Genomic DNA, 17,397 nt, shown 5'->3' on the forward strand with positions numbered 1-17,397 from the left:
GACCGCCGACGCGCCGCGCACCCTGGACGCGCACGGCCGGCCGGGCGGCCCGCCCGGTTGCCCGTCACGTGCCGACCGGCGCCCGTGCGTCGAGGAGCCCCGCCTCGCGCAGGTCGGACCAGAGGCCGTCGGGGATCCGGGCGTCGAACGCCGTTGCGTCGAGCCGCACTTCCTCCGGGGAACGCATGCCGAGCACGATGCCCGCGACCGCCGGATGCCGCAGCGCAAACGCCATCGCCGCGGCGGGAAGCAGCACGCCGTGCGCCTCGCAGACGTCGGCGAGTTCGCGCGCCCGCCGCAGGACGTCCGGCGGAGCGGGCGCGTAGTCGAAGGCCGCTCCGTCCGCGGGCCGCGGCGTGGCGAGCAGCCCGGAGTTGAAGACCGAGGCCGCGAGGACCGACACCCCGCGCTCGACGCAGGCCGGCAGCAGGTCGTCCAGGGCGCTGTGATCGAGGAGCGTGTACCGCCCGGAGAGCATCACCACGTCGGCGTCGGTCTCCCGCACCAGCCGGGCCAGCATCCCGGGGTCGTACATGCCCGCGCCGATCGCCCCGACCACGCCCTGGGAGCGCAGTTCCGCGAGGGCGGGGAAGCCTTCGCGCAGCGCCGTGCCGAAGTGCTCCTCGGCGTCGTGCAGAAGGAGCACGTCGACCCGGTCGACGCCCATGCGGGTGAGGGAGTCGTCCAGGCTGCGCAGCACGCCGTCCCGGGAGAAGTCCCACACCCGGCGGTGTGTCGCGGGCACCCGGAACCTCCCGTCGCTGCGGCCCCCGTGACGCTGCGGGACGAGGAGGCGGCCCACCTTGGTGGAGAGGGTGAAGGTGTCGCGAGGCATCCCGCGGAGGAAGTCACCGGTGCGGCGCTCGGAATGGCCGATGCCGTAGTGCGGGGAGGTGTCGAAGTAGCGGATGCCGCACTCCCACGCGGCGCTCAGCGTCGCGGCCGCGCTCTCGTCGTCGAGCGGGGCGAAGAGCCCGCCGAGCGGTCCGCCGCCGAAGCCCAGCTCCGTGACCTCCACCGCGCTGCGTCCGAGACGGCTGGTCCTCATCAGGTGTTCCCCATCGGGTGTTCCTCTCCGCGCCCTGCGCGGCTGCGTCGGACGTCGCCTGCCGTGACCGCGGCGCGCTCCCACGGGCTTCCGGGAGGGAGCGCCGCGGTCGGGGGCGAGGCGGTCAGCGCACGATGCGGTGCCTTCGTCCGCCGCGGCGGAACCGGACGGCGGCGTAGGCGAGATCGGCGAGGAGCACGACCGCGCCGATGACGAGCAGGTAGAACAACCCGTGGGCCGCGAATCCGATGATGCCCAGGACCAGGGCCACGAGGATCAGGAACAGGAACAGGCTCATCGTTTCTCCCCATGGCGGGATCCGGCGGTCTCCGGTGGGCTTCGCCGGCCCCGCCCCTCAGCGACGGGCGAGACGGCGTTCGCCGCCGGCGCCCGGCAGGTAGTCCAGTTCGTAGTGGGCGAAGACCTTCGGCTCGTCCGGTGCGAGCAGCTCGCCGTCGACGTCGATCGACGGGGCCTTCCTCACCGCGTTCCTGCCGTAGGCCACTTTGAGGTGCCCGGGGCCGACCGTCGCCCCGGCGAGCGGGACGAACACCAGGCGGCGACGGGTGGGAAGACCGACGGTCACCGTGGCGAAACTGGGCATGTCGGTGCCGGTGTCCACATAGACGGACTCCAGGACGCCGATCCTTCTGCCGTCCGGATCGACCACGTCGTGACCGCGCCAGTCTCGGATGTCGCTGGCTTCGAACATGAGCAACCTCCGCAGGTGCGGGTACCCGGCTTCGCGTCGTGGATGTCCCCGCCGGCCGGCGGCGGGGGAGAGATGACGGGCGGCGCCGGGGCCGGCGGGTCCCGGCCGGTCACAGCGGGCGCGCCAGCAGTATCGCGACGTCGTCCTCGGCGGGATGCGGGAGCATCTGCCCGAGGACGTCGTCGCAGAGCGCGGGGAGGGGCCGTCCGGTGCGCCGCAGTGCCCGGGCGAGCCGGTCGAGCCCCTGGTCGAGGTCCCGGTCCCGGGCTTCGATCAGGCCGTCGGTGTACAGGACGAGCAGGGTGCCGGACGGCAGCGAAACCTCTTCGGCCTCGAACTGCTGCCCGCCGGTTCCGAGCGGGGTGCCGGGCGAGCCCTCGAGGAAGGCGACCGTGCCGTCGTCCGTCACCACGGCCGGCGGGGGGTGACCGGCCCTGGCGACGAGGCATCCGCCGGCGCCGGGGTCGTGGACGGCGTAGACGCAGGTGGCCATCTGGTCCTCGCCCATGTCGGCCACGACGGCGTCCAGCGAGCGCAGCATGCGGGCCGGGTCGACGTCGTGCCGGGCGAGCGTGCGCACCGCCGTGCGGAGCTGGCCCATCACCGCCGCGGCATGGATGCCGTGCCCCATGACGTCCCCGATGACAAGCCCCGTCCGGCCGTCGGGCAGCGCGATGACGTCGTACCAGTCGCCGCCGACGTCGTGCTCGCTCGCCGGCCGGTACCGGCCCGTGAGCTCGAGGCCGGGGACGACGGGCAGCGCGCTGTTGGTCAGACTGCGCCGCAGGGTCAGGGCCGCCGCCCGCTGCCGGGTGTACATGAGCGCGTTGTCGATGTTGAGAGCGGCGCGCGCCGCCAGCTCGTCGACGAGCACGCAGTCCTGGTCGTCGAAGGGCTCACGGCTGCGCAGCCGCGTCACCACGATCGCCCCGAGGACCTTGTCCCGGGCCACCAGCGGGATCAGCCGCGCGGACCCGAGGCTCATGAGGTAGGCGCGCAGCTCGTCGGCGCGGGGATCGGTGACCAGTGCGGGAACGTCGGACCGGTAGAGGTCGGTGGCGCGGCCGTCGGCGATGACCCGTTCGTAGAGGGAGCCGGCCGCGATCCGGGAGGTCATGCCCGGGCGGAGCTTCGCGGTCGGGGCGGCGGGATCGGGGAAGCGAGCGGCCATCCGCCGGACCACGCCACGGGTGAGGGCGGTGGACTCGTCGGGGGCCAGGACCTCTTCGAGGAGCTGCACGTCGGCGGAGTCGGCGAGCTGGGGCACCAGCATCTGCACGATCTCCTCGGAGGTCTGCCGCAGGTCCAGGGTGGTGCCGATGCGGGTGCCGACCTCCGCCAGCAGCGCGAAGCGGTGTCGGGCCCGTTCGGCGTCGCGTTCCGCCTGCTGGCGCTCGGTGATGTCGATGAGGGAGGCGATCACGCCCAGGGTCCGGCCGCCGCCGTCGAGCAGCGGGGCGTAGGAGCACGACCAGGTGTGTTCGCGGTCGGGGTCCGCGGGGGTCCGCCCGGTGCGGCGGACGTCGACGACGGCCGTGCCCCGCTCCAGGACCTCCCGCATGGTCGCCTCCAGCGCCACGGCGTTGACGCCGGGCACGACCTCGGTCGGCCGCCTGCCGAGGTGCTCGGCGGCGGAGGCGCCGTTCATCCGGGCGAGGGCGTCGTTGACCCGGAGGAAGCGCAGGTCGACGCCGAGGGTGGCCAGGCCGATGGGCGACTGGCTGAAGAGGCTTTCCAGGGCCGCGAGGGAATCGCGCATGCGCAGGACCTGGGAGGTCTCCACGGCGATCAGCAGAGCTCCGGCCCGGCCCCGGGCATCCGCGGCCGGGACGATCCACATCTCCATGGTGACCTGGTGCCCGTCGCGGTGGCGCACCGACAGCGTGCCGACCACGGTTTCCCCGCCCTGGACGCGGTGGGTGAGTTGGTCGGCCAGCTCACGGTTGCCCTCGGGCACCAGAAGGGCCGACGCGGGCCGGTCGAGGACGTCCTGCGGCCGGTACCCGAGCAGATCCTGGGCGGCCAGCGACCACTCCACGACGCGACCGTCAGCGTCCTCCCGCCACAGCGCGATCGGAAGCAGCTCCCGCAGTACGCCCGCGTACCCGACAGCTCCCCGAGGCTGCTCGGGCGCCGCGCCCGCCCGGTCAGGGGCTTCCACCGCGGCACCTCCCCATCGGCATGAATTATACGAAAACACCATATCCGGAACATTCGGGGAAGAGGTGCGCTCGCGTGCACCGTGGCCGGACGCGACCCCGCCGGGCACCCCGTCCCGGTCAGACGGGGTAGGCGTGGGTCTGCGCCGCCTTCACCGCCGCCCACACCTCGGCGCCGGGGTGCAGATCGAGTTCGGCGGCGGCGACCGTGGTCAGGTCCGCGGCGAGCGGCAGCTCTCCGGCGAGGGCGGCGCGGATCTGGTCGCCGTGGGTCTCCAGGGTCGCCACCTCGCAGCGCCAGAGGTTGCGGGCGCTGGTGCCGGCGGGGCGGACGCGGTGCAGGGTGACCGCGCTCGGCGGGAACGCCACGAAGACCGGGCCGGCCAGCGCCTCCGTCGTGGTGATCCGCGGTCCGGCGTCGAGGCGGACGACATGCCCGTCGGCCTCGCCCCGGAAGAGGTTCAGGCCGACCAGTTGGGCGATGTAGTCCGTACGTGGGTGGCGGGCGATGTGGGAGGGGAGGCCCTCCTGGACGACGCGGCCGTCCTCGACGACGACCAGACGGTCGGCCAGCACCATGGCGTCCAGCGGGTCGTGGGTGACCAGGACGGCGACGGCCTCGAACTCGGCGAGATGGCGGCGCAGTCGGGTGCGCACCTCCAGTCGGGTGCGGGCGTCCAGCGCGGCCAGCGGCTCGTCCAGGAGCAGCAGGCGGGGACGGGTGGCCAGCGCCCGGGCCAGGGCGACCCGCTGCGCCTGTCCGCCGGACAGCCTGCGCGGCTTGACGCCGGCGTGGTCCGCGAGACCCAGGCGGTCGAGCCACACGGCCGCCCGCGCCCGCGCCTGGGCCCTGGTGGCTCCCTGGCACCGCGGTCCGAAGGCCACGTTGTCCAGCGCGTTGAGGTGCGGGAAGAGCAGATAGTCCTGGAAGACGACGCCGACCGGGCGGGACTCGGGCGGCGTACGCTCCAGCGCCTCACCGTCCAGCCGCAGCCGGCCGCCGGTGAGCGGGGTGAGGCCGGCCAGGGCGCGCAGGGCGGTGGTCTTTCCGGCGCCGTTCGGACCGAGCAGGGCGACGACCTCGCCGGGCGCGACGCTCAGCGTGACGTCGAGCCGGAAGGAGCCGCGCTCGACGACGAGATGGGCGTCGAGGCCCTGCTCGGAGCCTTGGGCGCGCACTTCGCGGGTGGCCTCGCGGATCTCGGTCACCGTGCCCCCGTCCAGCGGTCGCGCAGGCCCGCGAGCACCGCGACGGAGACGGCAAGCAGCACCAGACTGAGGGCGATGGCGGCCTCCGGGTCGCTCTGCAGGGCCAGATAGACGGCCAGCGGCATGGTCTGGGTACGGCCCGGGAAGTTGCCCGCGAAGGTGATCGTGGCGCCGAACTCGCCGAGTGCCCGCGCCCAGGCCAGGACCGCGCCGGCCGCGATGCCCGGCGCGATCAGCGGGAGCGTCACCCGGCGGAAGGCGGTGAAGCGGGAGGCGCCGAGGGTCGCGGCGGCCTCCTCGTAGCGCGGATCGGCGGCCCGCAGGGTGCCCTCCACGCTGATGACGAGGAAGGGCAGGGCGACGAACGCCTCGGCGACCACCACGCCGGCGGTGGTGAAGGGGAGGGTGACCCCGAACCAGGAGTCCAGCCACCTGCCGACGACGCCGTTGCGGCCGAGCGCCATCAGCAGCGCCACACCGCCGACGACCGGCGGCAGGACGAGCGGCAGGGTGACGAGGGCGCGCAGGAGGCCGCGTCCGGGGAAGTCGACCCGGGCCAGCAGCCAGGCCAGCGGCACGCCGACGACCAGGCTCACCGCGGTCGCCGCCGTGGCGCACACCAGCGACAGCTGGAGCGCCTGCCACACCTCGGCGCTGGTCAGCAGTGCGGGAAGGCTGCGCCACGGAGCGCGGACGAGCAGCGCGGCCAGCGGCAGCACCAGGAAGGCCACGCCGATCAGCGCGGGCGCCAGCAACGGCAGCGGCGCGACCCGGCCGGTGCCCCTTCGGACCCGTCGGCGCGGCCGGTCGCCGGGTGCGACGGACGGGGCGTCGCGCTCGGCTGGGGCGTCGTGCTTGCCGACCGGTGAGGTCACGGCGCGAGGAACCCTGCCCCGGTGAGGACCTTCTGGCCCTCGGCGGACCGCACCAGCGCGATGAACGCCTTGGCGGCGCCGACGTTCCCGGCGTCCTTGAGCTGGACGATCGGGTAGTCGTTGACGGCGTTCGCGGACTCGGGGAACGGCACGCCCTCGACCTTGTCACCGGCCGCGTGCACGTCCGTCCTGTAGACGACGGCGGCGTCGGCCTCCTTCAGCTCGACCTTGGTCAGGGCGGCCTTGACGTCCTGTTCGTAGGAGACGGGCGTGAGTTTCAGTCCGCCGGCGGCGAGGGCCTTCTGCGCGGCGGCGCCGCACGGCACCTCCTTGTCGCACAGTACGACCTTGAGGCCCGGCCGGGTGAGGTCCCCCAGCGAGGAGATCTTGTCGGGGTTGCCCGGCAGGGTGGCGATCTCCAACTGGTTGCGGACGAACACCGTGGGTGTGCCGGACGCGTCCCCGGCGTCCGTCACGATCTTCATCGTCTTGGGACTGGCCGAGGCGAACACGTCGGCCGGGGCGCCGCCGGTGATGCCGGCGGCGAGGGAGTCGCTGCCGCCGAAACTGAACGTGACCTTCGTGCCCGGATGCTCCTTCTCGAACCTCGCGCCGAGCGTCGTGAAGCTCTCCTTGAGCGAGGCGGCGGCGAACACCGTCACCGCGCCGGACACCTGGCCCGGCGTGCCGGAAGAGCCCGCGGCGGCGCCGGACGCGGTGGAATCCGCCGTCGTCGATGAGGAGTCGTCCGACGACGAGCAGGCGCTCAGGGCCAGCAGCGCCACGGCGCCCACGGCGGCCGCCCGCATGGTCCGGCGGGTCCGGTGCTCGATACGGGTCGTCACGGTGCACTTCCTTTACGTCCGGCTCGATGGGTGTTTCCATGCGCCGTTGATGATTCTGCCGCAGATGCCAGGAGAAAATCACCTGTCGCTTCGCATGAGCTGCCGCGAGGGCCGATGCGGATGGCATGTGCGTCCGGTGCAGGCCGTGGTGGCAATATCGTCGAAGTGACGATATCGTGCGGGGGTCGTCGTCCTCGCCGTCCCCTCCGTCCTCAGGGAGGACCACCATGCCCGCCGCACTCCGCCCGCCCGCCCGGTCCGAAGACGGCGCCACGACGATCCGTCTGATTCCGCAGGACCCCGAGTGGCTGTGGGACTTCTTCATGACGCACGACCTGCTGCTCGCGCCCCACCACGCGGCGTGGGCCTCCCGCAGGCACGGCGTGGGCGAGGACATCGCGCCCGCCTGGCCGCCCGGACTGGAGAACCTGACCGGGCTGGACGCCCCGGCCGGTATCGACGCCTGGGCCCGCGTCCACCACGCGCTCCCACCGTCCTTGCGCGACCGCGCACTCCTGCACGACGACCGGGCGGACCCCACTCGCCGCAGCCCTCTGCGCGCCCCCGACGGCAGACCGCTCGTCCCGCTCCACGCCGTCACCGTCGCCGAGGACGACCTGCGAGCCCTCGGACGCGTACGACGTGCGATACGCGCCGGGGCCAGGGCGATGCCCTCGCTGGTGGTGACGAGGCATCCCGACGGTTCGACCGACGTCCACCGGATCGCCTCACCGGGCGACTACCGGGGCACGGTGGACCGCACCGTCGCGGTTTTGTCCCTCGCTCCCGACGACGACACCGACGTGCTCGCCGAAGCCCTCGCGCCGGGCACGACGAGCCCACGCATCGACCTGTCCGAGGAGCAGTACGCGGCCTATTGGCGCTTCGCCGACCGGCTCGCCGCGGCGGCCATGACCGGTCGGTCCGGCGGCGACCGGGCGCTGTTCAGAAGCCGCTACTGACCGGCGTCCGACAGCGGCCCGGGTCTTCGGGGCGGCCCGTGCCCCGCGCGGCGCGGCTCTCTGACAGGCTCGGGCCCGTGACGTACGTAGTGACCGTGGACACCTGCATCCCGGAGGGCACTCCGGAGATGGACCCGCTGCAACGCGCCGGCGCCGTGGCGCTCATCGAGGACGGATTCGACTCAGTACGGTCCGTCAAGGGGCCGGAGGGAGTGGAAGTCGCCCTGCTCGACACCATCGTGGCCGTCCACCCCGGCGGCGCCCTGCTGAAAGTGATCGTGGACGCTCCGGCCCTGGAGTTCGCCGAGGACACCGTGCAGGCGCTCGTGGACGAGTTGCTGGAGCGCTCCGCGCTGCTGGCCGACTGGACGATCGAGCGGTGCGAGGTCGAACTCCACCAGGATCTCGCCAAGGAGAGCCTCGACGCGGCGGAGGGCCCCGATGCCCCGCCCGACGACCTGGCCGCCCGAAAGGCCCGGCACACCGCCGGCCCGTCGGGCGAAGGCCCGGCGAACGGCGACGACGCGACGACGCAGACCGCGGCCGTCCGGACGCAGATGCTCCGGCTGGCCGAAGCGCTGCGGTCGTTTTCTCCCGCGACGTTCGGGGCGACCGGCGCGGGCGAGGGGGGAGCAGCCGCACTCGCCGCCGGCGCCCTTCTCTACGCGACCGACATCCTGGTGGACGAACTGTTCGAAGACCTCCAGGTCCTGACCCGGGAGGACGTGGCCGTCGCCGAATGCGAAGGTCCGTTGTGGCACCTCGAGCACCTTCCCGACCGTTACGCTCTCCAGTACGACGCCCGCTTCGCACGCCGCTTCCTGGTGACCGTGATCGCCATGACCACCCGCTTCACCGACGGCTCCTTCCAGCGGCTCGGCTGCGTGGCCGAGGGACTCGCCCTGCGACTGCTCCTGAACGAGACGACCTCGACGCTGGAGCTGTACGGGCTCCTGGACGACGACGTGTCGGCCGCTCTCGACACGTTCGCCGACCGGGTGTACGAGGGCACGGACGACCAGTGGCTCTACGACGACGCCCTGGGCGTCGGAGAAGGGAGCGCCGCCGGCCCGAGGGCCGCGCCGCTGGCGTTCGGGTCGTGGTTCACCCCCTTCGACGAGAGCCCTGCCGACAGCGGCTACGTGCACCCCTCCGCGGCGGACGACGTCTGAGCGGTCCGGCGGCGGACGGGCTTGAGCGCGGGTCGTGGGGGTCGGGGGAGTGCCCGTCCGCCGTCGTGTGATGCTGGCCCCATGACTGATCGAGGCGAGGTTTCTGTCGTCCGCTGGCCCGGTCCGGCGCCTGCCGCGGGCGACGGGCCGGCCGCGCTGCTCGCCGCCTACCACCTGCGGACGGAGGCGGAGAAGGGCGCGGCCGTCGCCGATGTGGACGCGCTGCCGGAGCGCTACCGAAGGGAGATAGCGGACCCGCGGACGGTGTTCGCCGCCGACGTCGTGCTCGTGGCGCTGATCGAGGACACCGCGGTGGGCTGCCTGGTGGTGACCGCCCCCGCCGACGGGCGGTCCGAGATCAAGAGACTCTGGACGGACCCGGCGGCCCGGGGCCGGGGCGTCGCGTCCGGCCTGCTCCGCGCGGCGCTCGCGCATGCCGCCGAGCACGGCGTGGGCGTCCTGCGGCTGTCGGTGTGGGCCTGGCGGACCGGGGCCGTCGCCCTGTACGAGCGGTTCGGCTTCGCCGTCACCGAGTCGTGGGACGGGCGGGACCGGCTGGTGTGCATGGAGCGCGCCGTGTGAGTGGCCGCCCCGGATGAGCCGCAGGTGACGGACGTCTCAAGGGCCGCCGGCGTGAAGGAGTGGACCGGTTGCCTCACCGGGGTCGATCGTGGGTGACATGAACGATCATCGAGGTGCTGTGAGTGACGTGCCGCCGGGCGGCGAGGCCGACGAGATCCGCCGCTTCTGGGGACGGCTCGGCCTTCCCGGACTGGTCGACGTGCACACGCACTTCATGCCCGAGCGCGTCCTGCGCAAGGTGTGGGACTACTTCGACGGGGCCGGACCTCTGACGGGCGGGCTCGAGTGGCCCATCATCTACCGGCGGGACGAGACGGAACGGACGGCCCTGCTCCGGCAGTTCGGCGTGCGGGCCTTCACCGCGATGCTCTACCCCCACAAGCCCGGCATGGCCCCGTGGCTCAACGGATGGGCGGCCGACTTCGCCCGCCGCACCCCCGACTGCCTGCACACGTCCACGCTCTATCCGGAGCCGGGCGTCGAGGCCTACGTCCGGGAGGCCGTCGAGGCGGGGACACGCGTCTTCAAGGCGCACGTACAGGTCGGGGCGTACGACCCGGCGGACGAACTCCTCAGGCCGGCCTGGGAGTTGCTGGCCGAGGCCGGGATCCCCGTGGTGATCCACTGCGGCTCCGGACCGGCGCAGGGCAAGCACACCGGACCGGAGCCGATCGCGCGGGTGCTGGCGAGGCACCCCCGACTGCGGCTGATCGTCGCCCACATGGGCATGCCCGAGTACGAGGACTTCCTGGACCTCGCGGAGCGGTACGAGGAGGTGCGGCTCGACACGACGATGACGTTCACCGACTTCACCGAGGAGCTCAGCCCGTTCCCCCGCCGGGCCCTGCCCCGGCTGGCCGCGCTCGGCGACCGGATCCTGCTGGGGACCGACTTCCCCAGCATCCCCTACCGGTACCTCCACCAACTGCACTCCCTGGAACGCCTGGGCCTGGGCGACGACTGGCTGCGGGCGGTCTGCCACGACAACGCGGCCCGCCTGTTCGCCGTGTGAACACCGCTGACGGGACGGCCGGGGCGACCACCGGTGTGCCGTGGTCCGCCCGCCCGCAGGGCCTTCCCGGGCGGGCGGACGAGGAGGCCGGCGCAGCTCGGTGAGCGGAGACAGCTGGGGGTCGTCGGCGTAGGCAGGGCGGAAGGGACGACCTTCGACGGGCCTACGGTCGTCACGTGGCTCGGGGCGCCGGGCAAATCCGATGGAGGGCGGCGTTCCGGCGCTCCTATAGTGGCCCGCATGCGCGCCTCCTATCCCCGAACCCCTCATTTGCCCTGGTCACCGGGTATGTCCGCAGACGATGTGCGGACCGTTGGGCTGAGCGGGCTCGCCGGGCGGGAGGTCGTCGTCACCGAGAAGCTCGACGGGGAGAACACGACGCTGTACGCGGACGGGCTGCACGCGCGGTCCGTGGACTCGGCGCACCATCCGTCGAGAACGTGGGTCAAGGCGCTCCAGGGGCGGGTGGGAGCGCGGATTCCGACGGGGTGGCGGGTGTGCGGGGAGAACATGTACGCGCGGCACTCGATCCCGTACGACGAACTGGACGGTTACTTCTACGGGTTCTCCGTGTGGGACGAGCACGACCGGTGTCTGGGCTGGGACGACACCGTGCGGTTCCTGCGGGCGCTCGGCGTGCCGACGCCGCCCGTGCTGTGGCGGGGCGTGTTCGACGAACGCGCGCTGCGCCGCCTGCGGGTGGAGACCGGGCGGCAGGAGGGGTACGTCGTACGGACCGTCGAGGGCTTCGCGCGCGACGACTTCGCCGGACGGATCGCCAAGTGGGTACGGCCGGGACACGTCACCACGGGCACCCACTGGATGCACGCGGCCGTCGTGGAGAACGGGCTCGGTCCACGCGCCGCGCTGTGGGCCGTGCGATCCGGGGCGGACCCGGACGCGAGGGCACTGGCGGGGTACGTGGGAGGGGGGACGGCCCACGGCGAGGGGGACGACGGCGCGAACGCCCACGCCCCTACGCACGCGAACGCCCACGCCCCTACGCACGCGAACGCGGAGGCGGCCGCCGAGACGGGCGCGCGGCTGGCCGCGCTGGGACGCGGCGGGGAGGCACGTCTCGCGGGGGTGTTGGCCGCGCTGCTGCACCGCACTCCGCGGGCGACGCTGATGCGCCGGGCCGCCGGACCCCTGGGGGTGCCGCTGGCGAGACGCGTCGCCGACCTGGTGGGTCTGCACGCCGCGCTGCACCGGCCCTACCCCGACGCGGAGCGGCGGGCCGGGCTCGTACGGATGTCGTTCGCGGCCGACCTGGCTGTGCTGCACACCGTCGCGGCGGCGGTCGCGGGGGACGAGAGGGCGGCGCGCGAGCAGGCGGAGTGGTCCGCGCTGCACGCGGAGGAGGCGGGGCTGCTCGCCGACGCTCCGCTCGCGCCCCTGAGGTCCGGGCTGCGGGCGGCGCTGGCGCAAGGCGGGATCTGCGGCGAGGCCGCGGACCGCTGCTGGGCGCAGACCCGGGAGACCTACGCTCGGGGGCGGGTCCGCACCGTCGAGGAGGCCGTCGCGGCGACCTGGCGGTGGCGTGGCGGGGACTTCCCCCGGCTGGTGCACCTCGTGGGCCCGTCCGGCAGCGGCAAGAGCGCCTTCGCGGCGCGGCTCGACGGCGTTTCGGCGCGGGTGGAGCTGGACGCGCTGCGTGCGGCGCGCGGCTCGCGGGCCGATCAGAAGGCCAACGGGGAAGTACTGCGGGACGGCCTGCACCGGCTGGACGGGGCGCTCGCGGCCGGCGGCACGGTCGTGTGGGACGCGACGTCCCTCAACCCACGGCAGCGTTCCCTGGTCCATGGCGTGGCGCGGCGACGCGACGCGCTGGTCACCCATGTCGTCGTCCTCGCCGACGAGGACGAGCTGGGACGGCGCAACGCCACCCGCGCGCATCCGGTGCCGTCGGACGTGCTGGCGGGGCAACTGCGCCGGTTCGTGCCGCCCTATCCCGGCGAGGCGCACCGCACCTGGTACGTGGGCGCGGACGGGACCGTGCAGGACCGCGACGGCACACTGGAGGGGGAGGACGTGTGATGCGTACCAGCGAGGAGATCTACCACCAGGTGCGCTGGGACGCGCGGTTCGACGCCGCGCGGTTCGTGTTCGGCATCCACCAGCGGGGCGCCGCGCCCGAGCGCGTGCCGCTGGCGACGTTCGTGCCGGGAGGCGAGATCCCCTGGCACCGGGTGCTGTTCGTCGAGGCGGACGGCGAGGTCGTGTGGGACCGCGCCACGGGAGTGGACCGCGTCGACGCCTCCGGCGCCGGCCGGGTCCGCGACGCACGTCGGCTGCGTGCGCCCTTTTTCACGGCGCGCACGCCGCACGCGTGGGACGCGCCCGCCGGGCGGTGGCGTCCCGCAGCGCACACCCAGGGGGAGCCGGTCCGGGACCGGATCCGGGTGCTGACCTGGAACACGCTCTGGGACCGCTACGACAGCGACCGCATCGACACCGCCCTGCGCCGCCCGCTGCTGCTGGACGCGCTCGAGCGTGCCGACGCCGACGTCATCGCGCTGCAGGAGGTCGAGGCGGGGCTGCTGACCATGCTCCTGGAGGCGCGCTGGGTACGGGCCCACTACACCGTCGGCGCCGACCCCTACGGCAAGGACGTCGACGACTGCGGTCTGCTGCTGCTCAGCCGGCTACCGGTGCGGGAGGCCGCCCTGCACGCCCTCGGCCGCCACAAGGCCGTCGCCGCCGTCGTCGTGGACACCGCGGCCGGACCGCTGACGGTGGCCGCCACCCATCTGACGAGCGACCACTCGGAGGACGGCCCGGCCCGGCGCGGCGCCGAACTCACCCGGCTCGCCGAGGGATCGGCGGGCGTGTCGGGCGGCCTGGTCCTGGTCGGCGACTTCAACGACGGCGGCCCCGGCCCGGCTCGCACGCTCGGCATGCTCGACGCCTGGACCGAGACGTACGGCCCGCACGACGACTCGCCCACCTTCGACCCGGACAACAACCCGCTCGCCGCCGTCTCCTCCCTGTCGGGCCGCGTCTCCCGGCTCGACCGCGTCCTGGTCCGCCCCGCCGACGGCCCGCGCGTGACCGGGGCCGCGCTGCTCGGCACCACGCCCACCCCGCAGGGGCTGTATCCCTCCGACCACTACGGGATCGCCGCCGACCTGCACTGCGGCGTCGGCACTCCCGTCGACGTCCTCGACATCGCGCCGACGCCCCGGACTGCCCTGGCGTGGGTGCCGCCGGGCGAGCTGTGGCCGGCGCTCCAGGACGTGCGCCGGGACCACGACGTGCAGATCCGGCGCTGGCCGCCGCACGTCAACGTGCTCTTCGGGTTCGTCCCCGAGGCCGACTTCGAGCGGGCGGCCCCACTGCTCGCCACGGCCGCCGCACAGGTCGAGCCGTTCACGGCACGGCTCGAGGGAGTGCACACCTTCGCCCACGGGCGCGACGCCACCGTGTGGCTGGACCCGGCGGCGGACGACGCGACGCCGTGGGCGGAGCTGTGGCAGGCGCTCGTACGGCGATTCCCCCGCTGCCGTGGGCGCCACGACGGATTCACCCCGCACCTCAGCCTCGGCCGGACCGGCGATCCGCAGGCCGTCGCCGCCGACTGCACGGCCCGGCTCGCCCCGACGACCGCCCGCGTCGGCGAACTCGTCCTGCTGTCCCGGCGGGGCGACGAACCGATGCGGCCACGCGCCACGGTCGCCCTCGGCACCGGCGAGGTGCGGTGGCTTCCCGAGCCCGACCTCGGCCGGCCCGACCGCGGACGGGAGGACTGGGTTTCGCCCCCGGCCGACGCGAAGGTCCGGCCGGACGCCGACGAAGCGGCGGCCGGGCACGTCGTGCGGCGGCTCGCGGACGCGCTCGGCGAGGGCGTGGTCCATCTCGCGGGCTCGCGGCGCATGGGCTGCGCCCTCGCCGGAGCCGACCTGGACATCGTCACGGCGCTGCCCGGCGCCGTCGAACTCGCCGCGGTACGGGAGCGGGTGACGGCCGCGCTGCCGGAGACCACTCGGATGCGCGAGGTCGTCGGAGCGCGCGTGCCGGGACTGCGGTTCCACGCCGAAGGGCTCGACGTGGACCTGGTGGTCGTCGCCACGGGGGCGGTGCCGGCGGCGGAAGCCCTGGACCGGCGGGCCGAGTTGGGTGAGGCCGCGGCGGTCGCGTTGAGCTCGGTCTCCGACGCGGAGGCGGTCCTGGCGGCCGTGGGCGCACACGGCCTGCCGCATTTCGTGGAGCTGGCGAGGGGCGTCAAGGCGTGGGCGCGGGCCCGCGGACTGGACGGGGCGCCGTTCGGCGGTCTGCCCGGCGTGGCGTGGGCGGTGCTCGCGGCGCACACGGTCTGCCGGTCGCCCGACGTGTCGGACCCCGACGAACTGCTGCGACGGTTCTTCGGGACCTGGGCGGCATGGGACTGGCGCGAGCCGGTCGGCCTCACCGGGGACGGGCTCGGGACCGGCGAGACGCACCACCACCGGAACCACCACACACCACAGGCGCATCCGACCCACCACGCCCTGACCGTGCTGACGCCCGGCGCACCCGTGCGGTCCTGCACCGAGCAGGTCGGCCCGCACGGGCGGGACCTGGTGAGCCGGGAGCTCTACCGGGCCTGGGAGACGGTGGAGGACGCCGCCGGGTCCGGCACCGATCCCTGGCCCGCCCTGCTGTCCCCGCCGCCCCTGCACCGGCGGCACGCGGCATGGGCCGTGGTGACGGTGCGAGGGCGGCGGACGCGGGACTTCGACGAGCTGAACGGGCGGGTGCGCGGACGGCTGCGCGCGCTGCTCACGGCGCTGGAGGAGGCGGGTGTGGCGGACGCGCACGCCTGGCCGAGGCAGTTGCCCCCGGTGCCGGTGTCCGCCGGGGAACCCACGGGCGCCCGCTACGTCATCGGGCTCGGGCGCACGCCACCCGGCGCGGAGCGGCTGGCGGACATCGCAGGCCGGTGGGCCGCCGGCCTGTCGGGCGTGGAGGTGGCGCACGTCGACGCAGGAGCGGTCCCCACGCTGCGCTGAGCCCTGCGGCGCGGGAACCGGCGCCTTCTCGCGCCCTGCGTGCGGCGGCGCTCACCCGCCGTGGACGTGGGGTGGTCAGGGGGCCTTCCGTGCGACGAGCCGGACGGGCACCTCGGCGTAGGTGTTCAGGATCGTGTTCTCCGCGATCACCGGGTCGCCGGTGAGTTCGATCCGCTCGACGGAGTCGAGCAGCGCGTGGATCAGGGCGTGCAGCTCCAGGCGGGCGACGCCGTGACCGACGCAGCCGTGCGCGCCGTAGCCGAACGCGAGGTGGTCGCGCGGATTGCGGCGCAGGTCGAACTCGTCCGCGCGCTCCCACTTGCGCTCGTCACGGTTCGCGGAGGCGAACAGGGCCCACACCCGGGCGCCCTGCGGGATCGTCACCCCGCCGAGCTGCGTGTCGCGCGCGGCGACACGGGTGAGGCCCCGCACGGGAGTCTCGAACCGCAGGAGTTCGTTGATCGTCGAGGCCACGAGCCCGGGCTCGGCGCGAAGGGCCGCCCACTGGTCCGGGCGCTCGGCGAAGACGACGAGCAGATGGCCGATCGCGGCAGCCGTGGTCTCCAGCGACGGGCCGATGAAGTCGACGAGGAGGAGCGGGCACTTCTCGTGGGGAATGACACCCTGCTCAGCGGCCTCGATCATGGCGGCCCCGGGACTCCCGGGCGCGAGTTCGCCGCTCGCCGCGAGCTCGTGGGCGAACGCGAAGAGACGCTGCGTCATCTCCATGTTGTGCGGGGTGCGTTCCGTGACCGGGCCCAGCAGGTCGTTGCCGACCTGGCCCCACTGGTAGAGGTGCTCACGGTTGCGGTCGGGCAGCCCGAGGTAGTCGGGTATGACCAACATGGGCATCGCCTGGGCGAGTTCGGCGACGCCGTCGATCGCGCCCCGGGCGACCACCTCGGCGACCAGGCCCTGTGCCTTGCGGGCTATCTCCTCGCCGCGGCCCTGAACGGAGCCCGGCCGCAGTCCGGCCCCCACGACGGAGCGCAGCACGTCGTGCTCCGGCGGATCGCTGACCAGGGTGACGCCCCGCATGATCCGGTTGACGTCGGGATCGAAGCCCACGCCCTCGCCGGAGAGGAACGTGTCGTGGTCGGCCAGCGCGGCCTTCACCTCGTCGTACCGCGTGAGCGCGTAGACGTCCGGTTCGCGCAGCCGGACGACGCCGCCCAGTTCCCGCAACTGCCGGTACTGCTCGTAGCGGATGCTCCGGGCCGAGGACGCGAACATGTCGATCTCTGCGCAGGGTATGACAGCCATGGGTTTCTCCTGGAGGCGCGGGGGGAGTGGTCGACGAACTGGGCGCGGGCGGGGGATGGTCGACGACGTTCCTTCCTGGCCTGGCCGAGCCGGACACACCTTCTGGATCTTGCTCGGGCGGAGGCGTCGCAAAACCAGGGGTTCGGCCGCATCGCGCAGGGGGAGCCGGAGCCCGACGGTGAGCTGCGTAGAGTGCCGCCCATGACGGTCGCGCGTTCCCTGGTCCTGTTCCTCGTCGCCGCCCTGTTCGAGATCGGCGGGGCGTGGCTGGTGTGGCAGGGGGTGCGCGAGAACAAGGGCTGGATCTGGGCCGGCGCGGGCGTCGTCGCGCTCGGCCTGTACGGGTTCGTCGCCACCTTGCAGCACGACGCCCACTTCGGCCGTGTACTGGCCGCCTACGGCGGCGTCTTCGTCGCCGGGTCGATCGCCTGGGGCATGATCGCCGACGGCTATCGACCCGACCGGTACGACGTCGTCGGCGCTCTCGTCTGCCTGGCCGGCATGGCCGTCCTGATGTACGCGCCGCGCGGGAGCTGACCCGGGCCGCCACGCGCCTCGCGGGGCCGTGGC

At 73.9% G+C, this 17,397-nt stretch carries 15 protein-coding genes; 7 read left to right on the plus strand and 8 right to left on the minus strand.

Translation table 11 applies throughout. The annotated features are described in order from the left end of the window. Window positions 1-64: 64 nt before the first annotated feature. The 7 genes from C6376_RS26580 to modA all read right to left on the minus strand — a co-directional run bounded on the left by C6376_RS26580 (window position 65) and on the right by modA (window position 6,812). Window positions 65-1,048: an aldo/keto reductase gene (locus C6376_RS26580; RefSeq protein WP_107445745.1), complete on the minus strand. Its 984-nt coding sequence runs from the start codon at window positions 1,046-1,048 to the stop codon at window positions 65-67. A gap of 124 nt (window positions 1,049-1,172) precedes the next feature. Next, complete coding sequence (locus C6376_RS44515; protein WP_173985736.1) at window positions 1,173-1,346, minus strand: hypothetical protein; 174 nt, start codon at window positions 1,344-1,346, stop codon at window positions 1,173-1,175. Window positions 1,347-1,403: 57 nt separating this feature from the next. Beyond that, on the minus strand, window positions 1,404-1,760 hold the full coding sequence (locus tag C6376_RS26585; RefSeq protein ID WP_107445746.1) for a PRC-barrel domain-containing protein: 357 nt from the start codon (window positions 1,758-1,760) through the stop codon (window positions 1,404-1,406). A gap of 109 nt (window positions 1,761-1,869) precedes the next feature. Beyond that, complete coding sequence (locus tag C6376_RS26590; protein ID WP_254076056.1) at window positions 1,870-3,921, minus strand: SpoIIE family protein phosphatase; 2,052 nt, start codon at window positions 3,919-3,921, stop codon at window positions 1,870-1,872. A 118-nt stretch (window positions 3,922-4,039) separates the two neighbouring features. Beyond that, window positions 4,040-5,128, minus strand: coding sequence for an ABC transporter ATP-binding protein (locus C6376_RS26595; protein WP_107445748.1), 1,089 nt, complete (start codon window positions 5,126-5,128; stop codon window positions 4,040-4,042). Next, a complete protein-coding gene (gene modB / locus C6376_RS26600; protein ID WP_107445749.1) occupies window positions 5,125-6,003 on the minus strand; it encodes a molybdate ABC transporter permease subunit in 879 nt (292 codons plus the stop codon). Before modB ends, C6376_RS26595 begins: the two co-directional genes overlap by 4 nt. Then, window positions 6,000-6,812 (minus strand): molybdate ABC transporter substrate-binding protein, encoded by an 813-nt coding sequence (modA, locus tag C6376_RS26605; RefSeq protein WP_107449205.1) that lies wholly within the window; start codon window positions 6,810-6,812, stop codon window positions 6,000-6,002. Before modA ends, modB begins: the two co-directional genes overlap by 4 nt. Window positions 6,813-7,075: 263 nt before the next feature. On the opposite strand from modA, the gene C6376_RS26610 reads away from it, so the two are divergent. The 6 genes from C6376_RS26610 to C6376_RS26635 all read left to right on the plus strand — a co-directional run bounded on the left by C6376_RS26610 (window position 7,076) and on the right by C6376_RS26635 (window position 15,564). Next, window positions 7,076-7,810, plus strand: coding sequence for a hypothetical protein (locus tag C6376_RS26610; RefSeq protein ID WP_107445750.1), 735 nt, complete (start codon window positions 7,076-7,078; stop codon window positions 7,808-7,810). Window positions 7,811-7,887: 77 nt separating this feature from the next. Beyond that, a complete protein-coding gene (locus C6376_RS26615) occupies window positions 7,888-8,982 on the plus strand; it encodes a hypothetical protein (protein WP_107445751.1) in 1,095 nt (364 codons plus the stop codon). 81 nt (window positions 8,983-9,063) lie between these two features. Beyond that, entirely contained in the window at window positions 9,064-9,564 is a 501-nt protein-coding gene (locus tag C6376_RS26620; RefSeq protein WP_107445752.1) for a GNAT family N-acetyltransferase, read from the plus strand. A 97-nt stretch (window positions 9,565-9,661) separates the two neighbouring features. Continuing rightward, window positions 9,662-10,576: an amidohydrolase family protein gene (locus tag C6376_RS26625; protein ID WP_107449206.1), complete on the plus strand. Its 915-nt coding sequence runs from the start codon at window positions 9,662-9,664 to the stop codon at window positions 10,574-10,576. 240 nt (window positions 10,577-10,816) lie between these two features. Further along, window positions 10,817-12,613 carry an RNA ligase family protein gene (locus tag C6376_RS26630; RefSeq protein ID WP_107445753.1) on the plus strand — a complete coding sequence of 599 codons (1,797 nt, stop codon included), beginning with the start codon at window positions 10,817-10,819 and terminating at the stop codon, window positions 12,611-12,613. Continuing rightward, window positions 12,613-15,564 (plus strand): poly(A) polymerase, encoded by a 2,952-nt coding sequence (locus C6376_RS26635; RefSeq protein ID WP_107445754.1) that lies wholly within the window; start codon window positions 12,613-12,615, stop codon window positions 15,562-15,564. The genes C6376_RS26630 and C6376_RS26635 overlap by 1 nt, the downstream gene beginning before the upstream one ends. Before the next feature lie 75 nt (window positions 15,565-15,639). Here C6376_RS26635 and C6376_RS26640 read toward each other — a convergent pair whose 3' ends face one another. Then, complete coding sequence (locus tag C6376_RS26640; RefSeq protein ID WP_107445755.1) at window positions 15,640-16,827, minus strand: cytochrome P450; 1,188 nt, start codon at window positions 16,825-16,827, stop codon at window positions 15,640-15,642. 201 nt (window positions 16,828-17,028) lie between these two features. Here C6376_RS26640 and C6376_RS26645 point away from each other — a divergent pair, with 201 nt between their 5' ends. Beyond that, the gene (locus C6376_RS26645; protein ID WP_107445756.1) at window positions 17,029-17,364 is read left to right on the plus strand and encodes a YnfA family protein; all 336 of its coding nucleotides are present in this window, start codon (window positions 17,029-17,031) and stop codon (window positions 17,362-17,364) included. The last annotated feature ends 33 nt before the right edge of the window (window positions 17,365-17,397 follow it).

This window comes from Streptomyces sp. P3 (assembly GCF_003032475.1).
In the GTDB taxonomy this organism is placed as follows: domain Bacteria; phylum Actinomycetota; class Actinomycetes; order Streptomycetales; family Streptomycetaceae; genus Streptomyces.

Excerpts from the sequence above, each read along its gene's own strand:
- C6376_RS26580 (WP_107445745.1), bottom strand. The coding sequence starts at position 1,048 with ATGAGGACCAGCCGTCTCGGACGCAGCGCGGTGGAGGTCACGGAGCTG.
- C6376_RS26645 (WP_107445756.1), top strand. The coding sequence starts at position 17,029 with ATGACGGTCGCGCGTTCCCTGGTCCTGTTCCTCGTCGCCGCCCTGTTC.
- C6376_RS26630 (WP_107445753.1), top strand. The coding sequence starts at position 10,817 with ATGCGCGCCTCCTATCCCCGAACCCCTCATTTGCCCTGGTCACCGGGT.
- modA (WP_107449205.1), bottom strand. The coding sequence starts at position 6,812 with ATGCGGGCGGCCGCCGTGGGCGCCGTGGCGCTGCTGGCCCTGAGCGCC.
- C6376_RS26585 (WP_107445746.1), bottom strand. The coding sequence starts at position 1,760 with ATGTTCGAAGCCAGCGACATCCGAGACTGGCGCGGTCACGACGTGGTC.
- C6376_RS26625 (WP_107449206.1), top strand. The coding sequence starts at position 9,662 with ATGAACGATCATCGAGGTGCTGTGAGTGACGTGCCGCCGGGCGGCGAG.
- C6376_RS26610 (WP_107445750.1), top strand. The coding sequence starts at position 7,076 with ATGCCCGCCGCACTCCGCCCGCCCGCCCGGTCCGAAGACGGCGCCACG.
- C6376_RS26620 (WP_107445752.1), top strand. The coding sequence starts at position 9,064 with ATGACTGATCGAGGCGAGGTTTCTGTCGTCCGCTGGCCCGGTCCGGCG.
- C6376_RS44515 (WP_173985736.1), bottom strand. The coding sequence starts at position 1,346 with ATGAGCCTGTTCCTGTTCCTGATCCTCGTGGCCCTGGTCCTGGGCATC.
- C6376_RS26640 (WP_107445755.1), bottom strand. The coding sequence starts at position 16,827 with ATGGCTGTCATACCCTGCGCAGAGATCGACATGTTCGCGTCCTCGGCC.
- C6376_RS26635 (WP_107445754.1), top strand. The coding sequence starts at position 12,613 with ATGCGTACCAGCGAGGAGATCTACCACCAGGTGCGCTGGGACGCGCGG.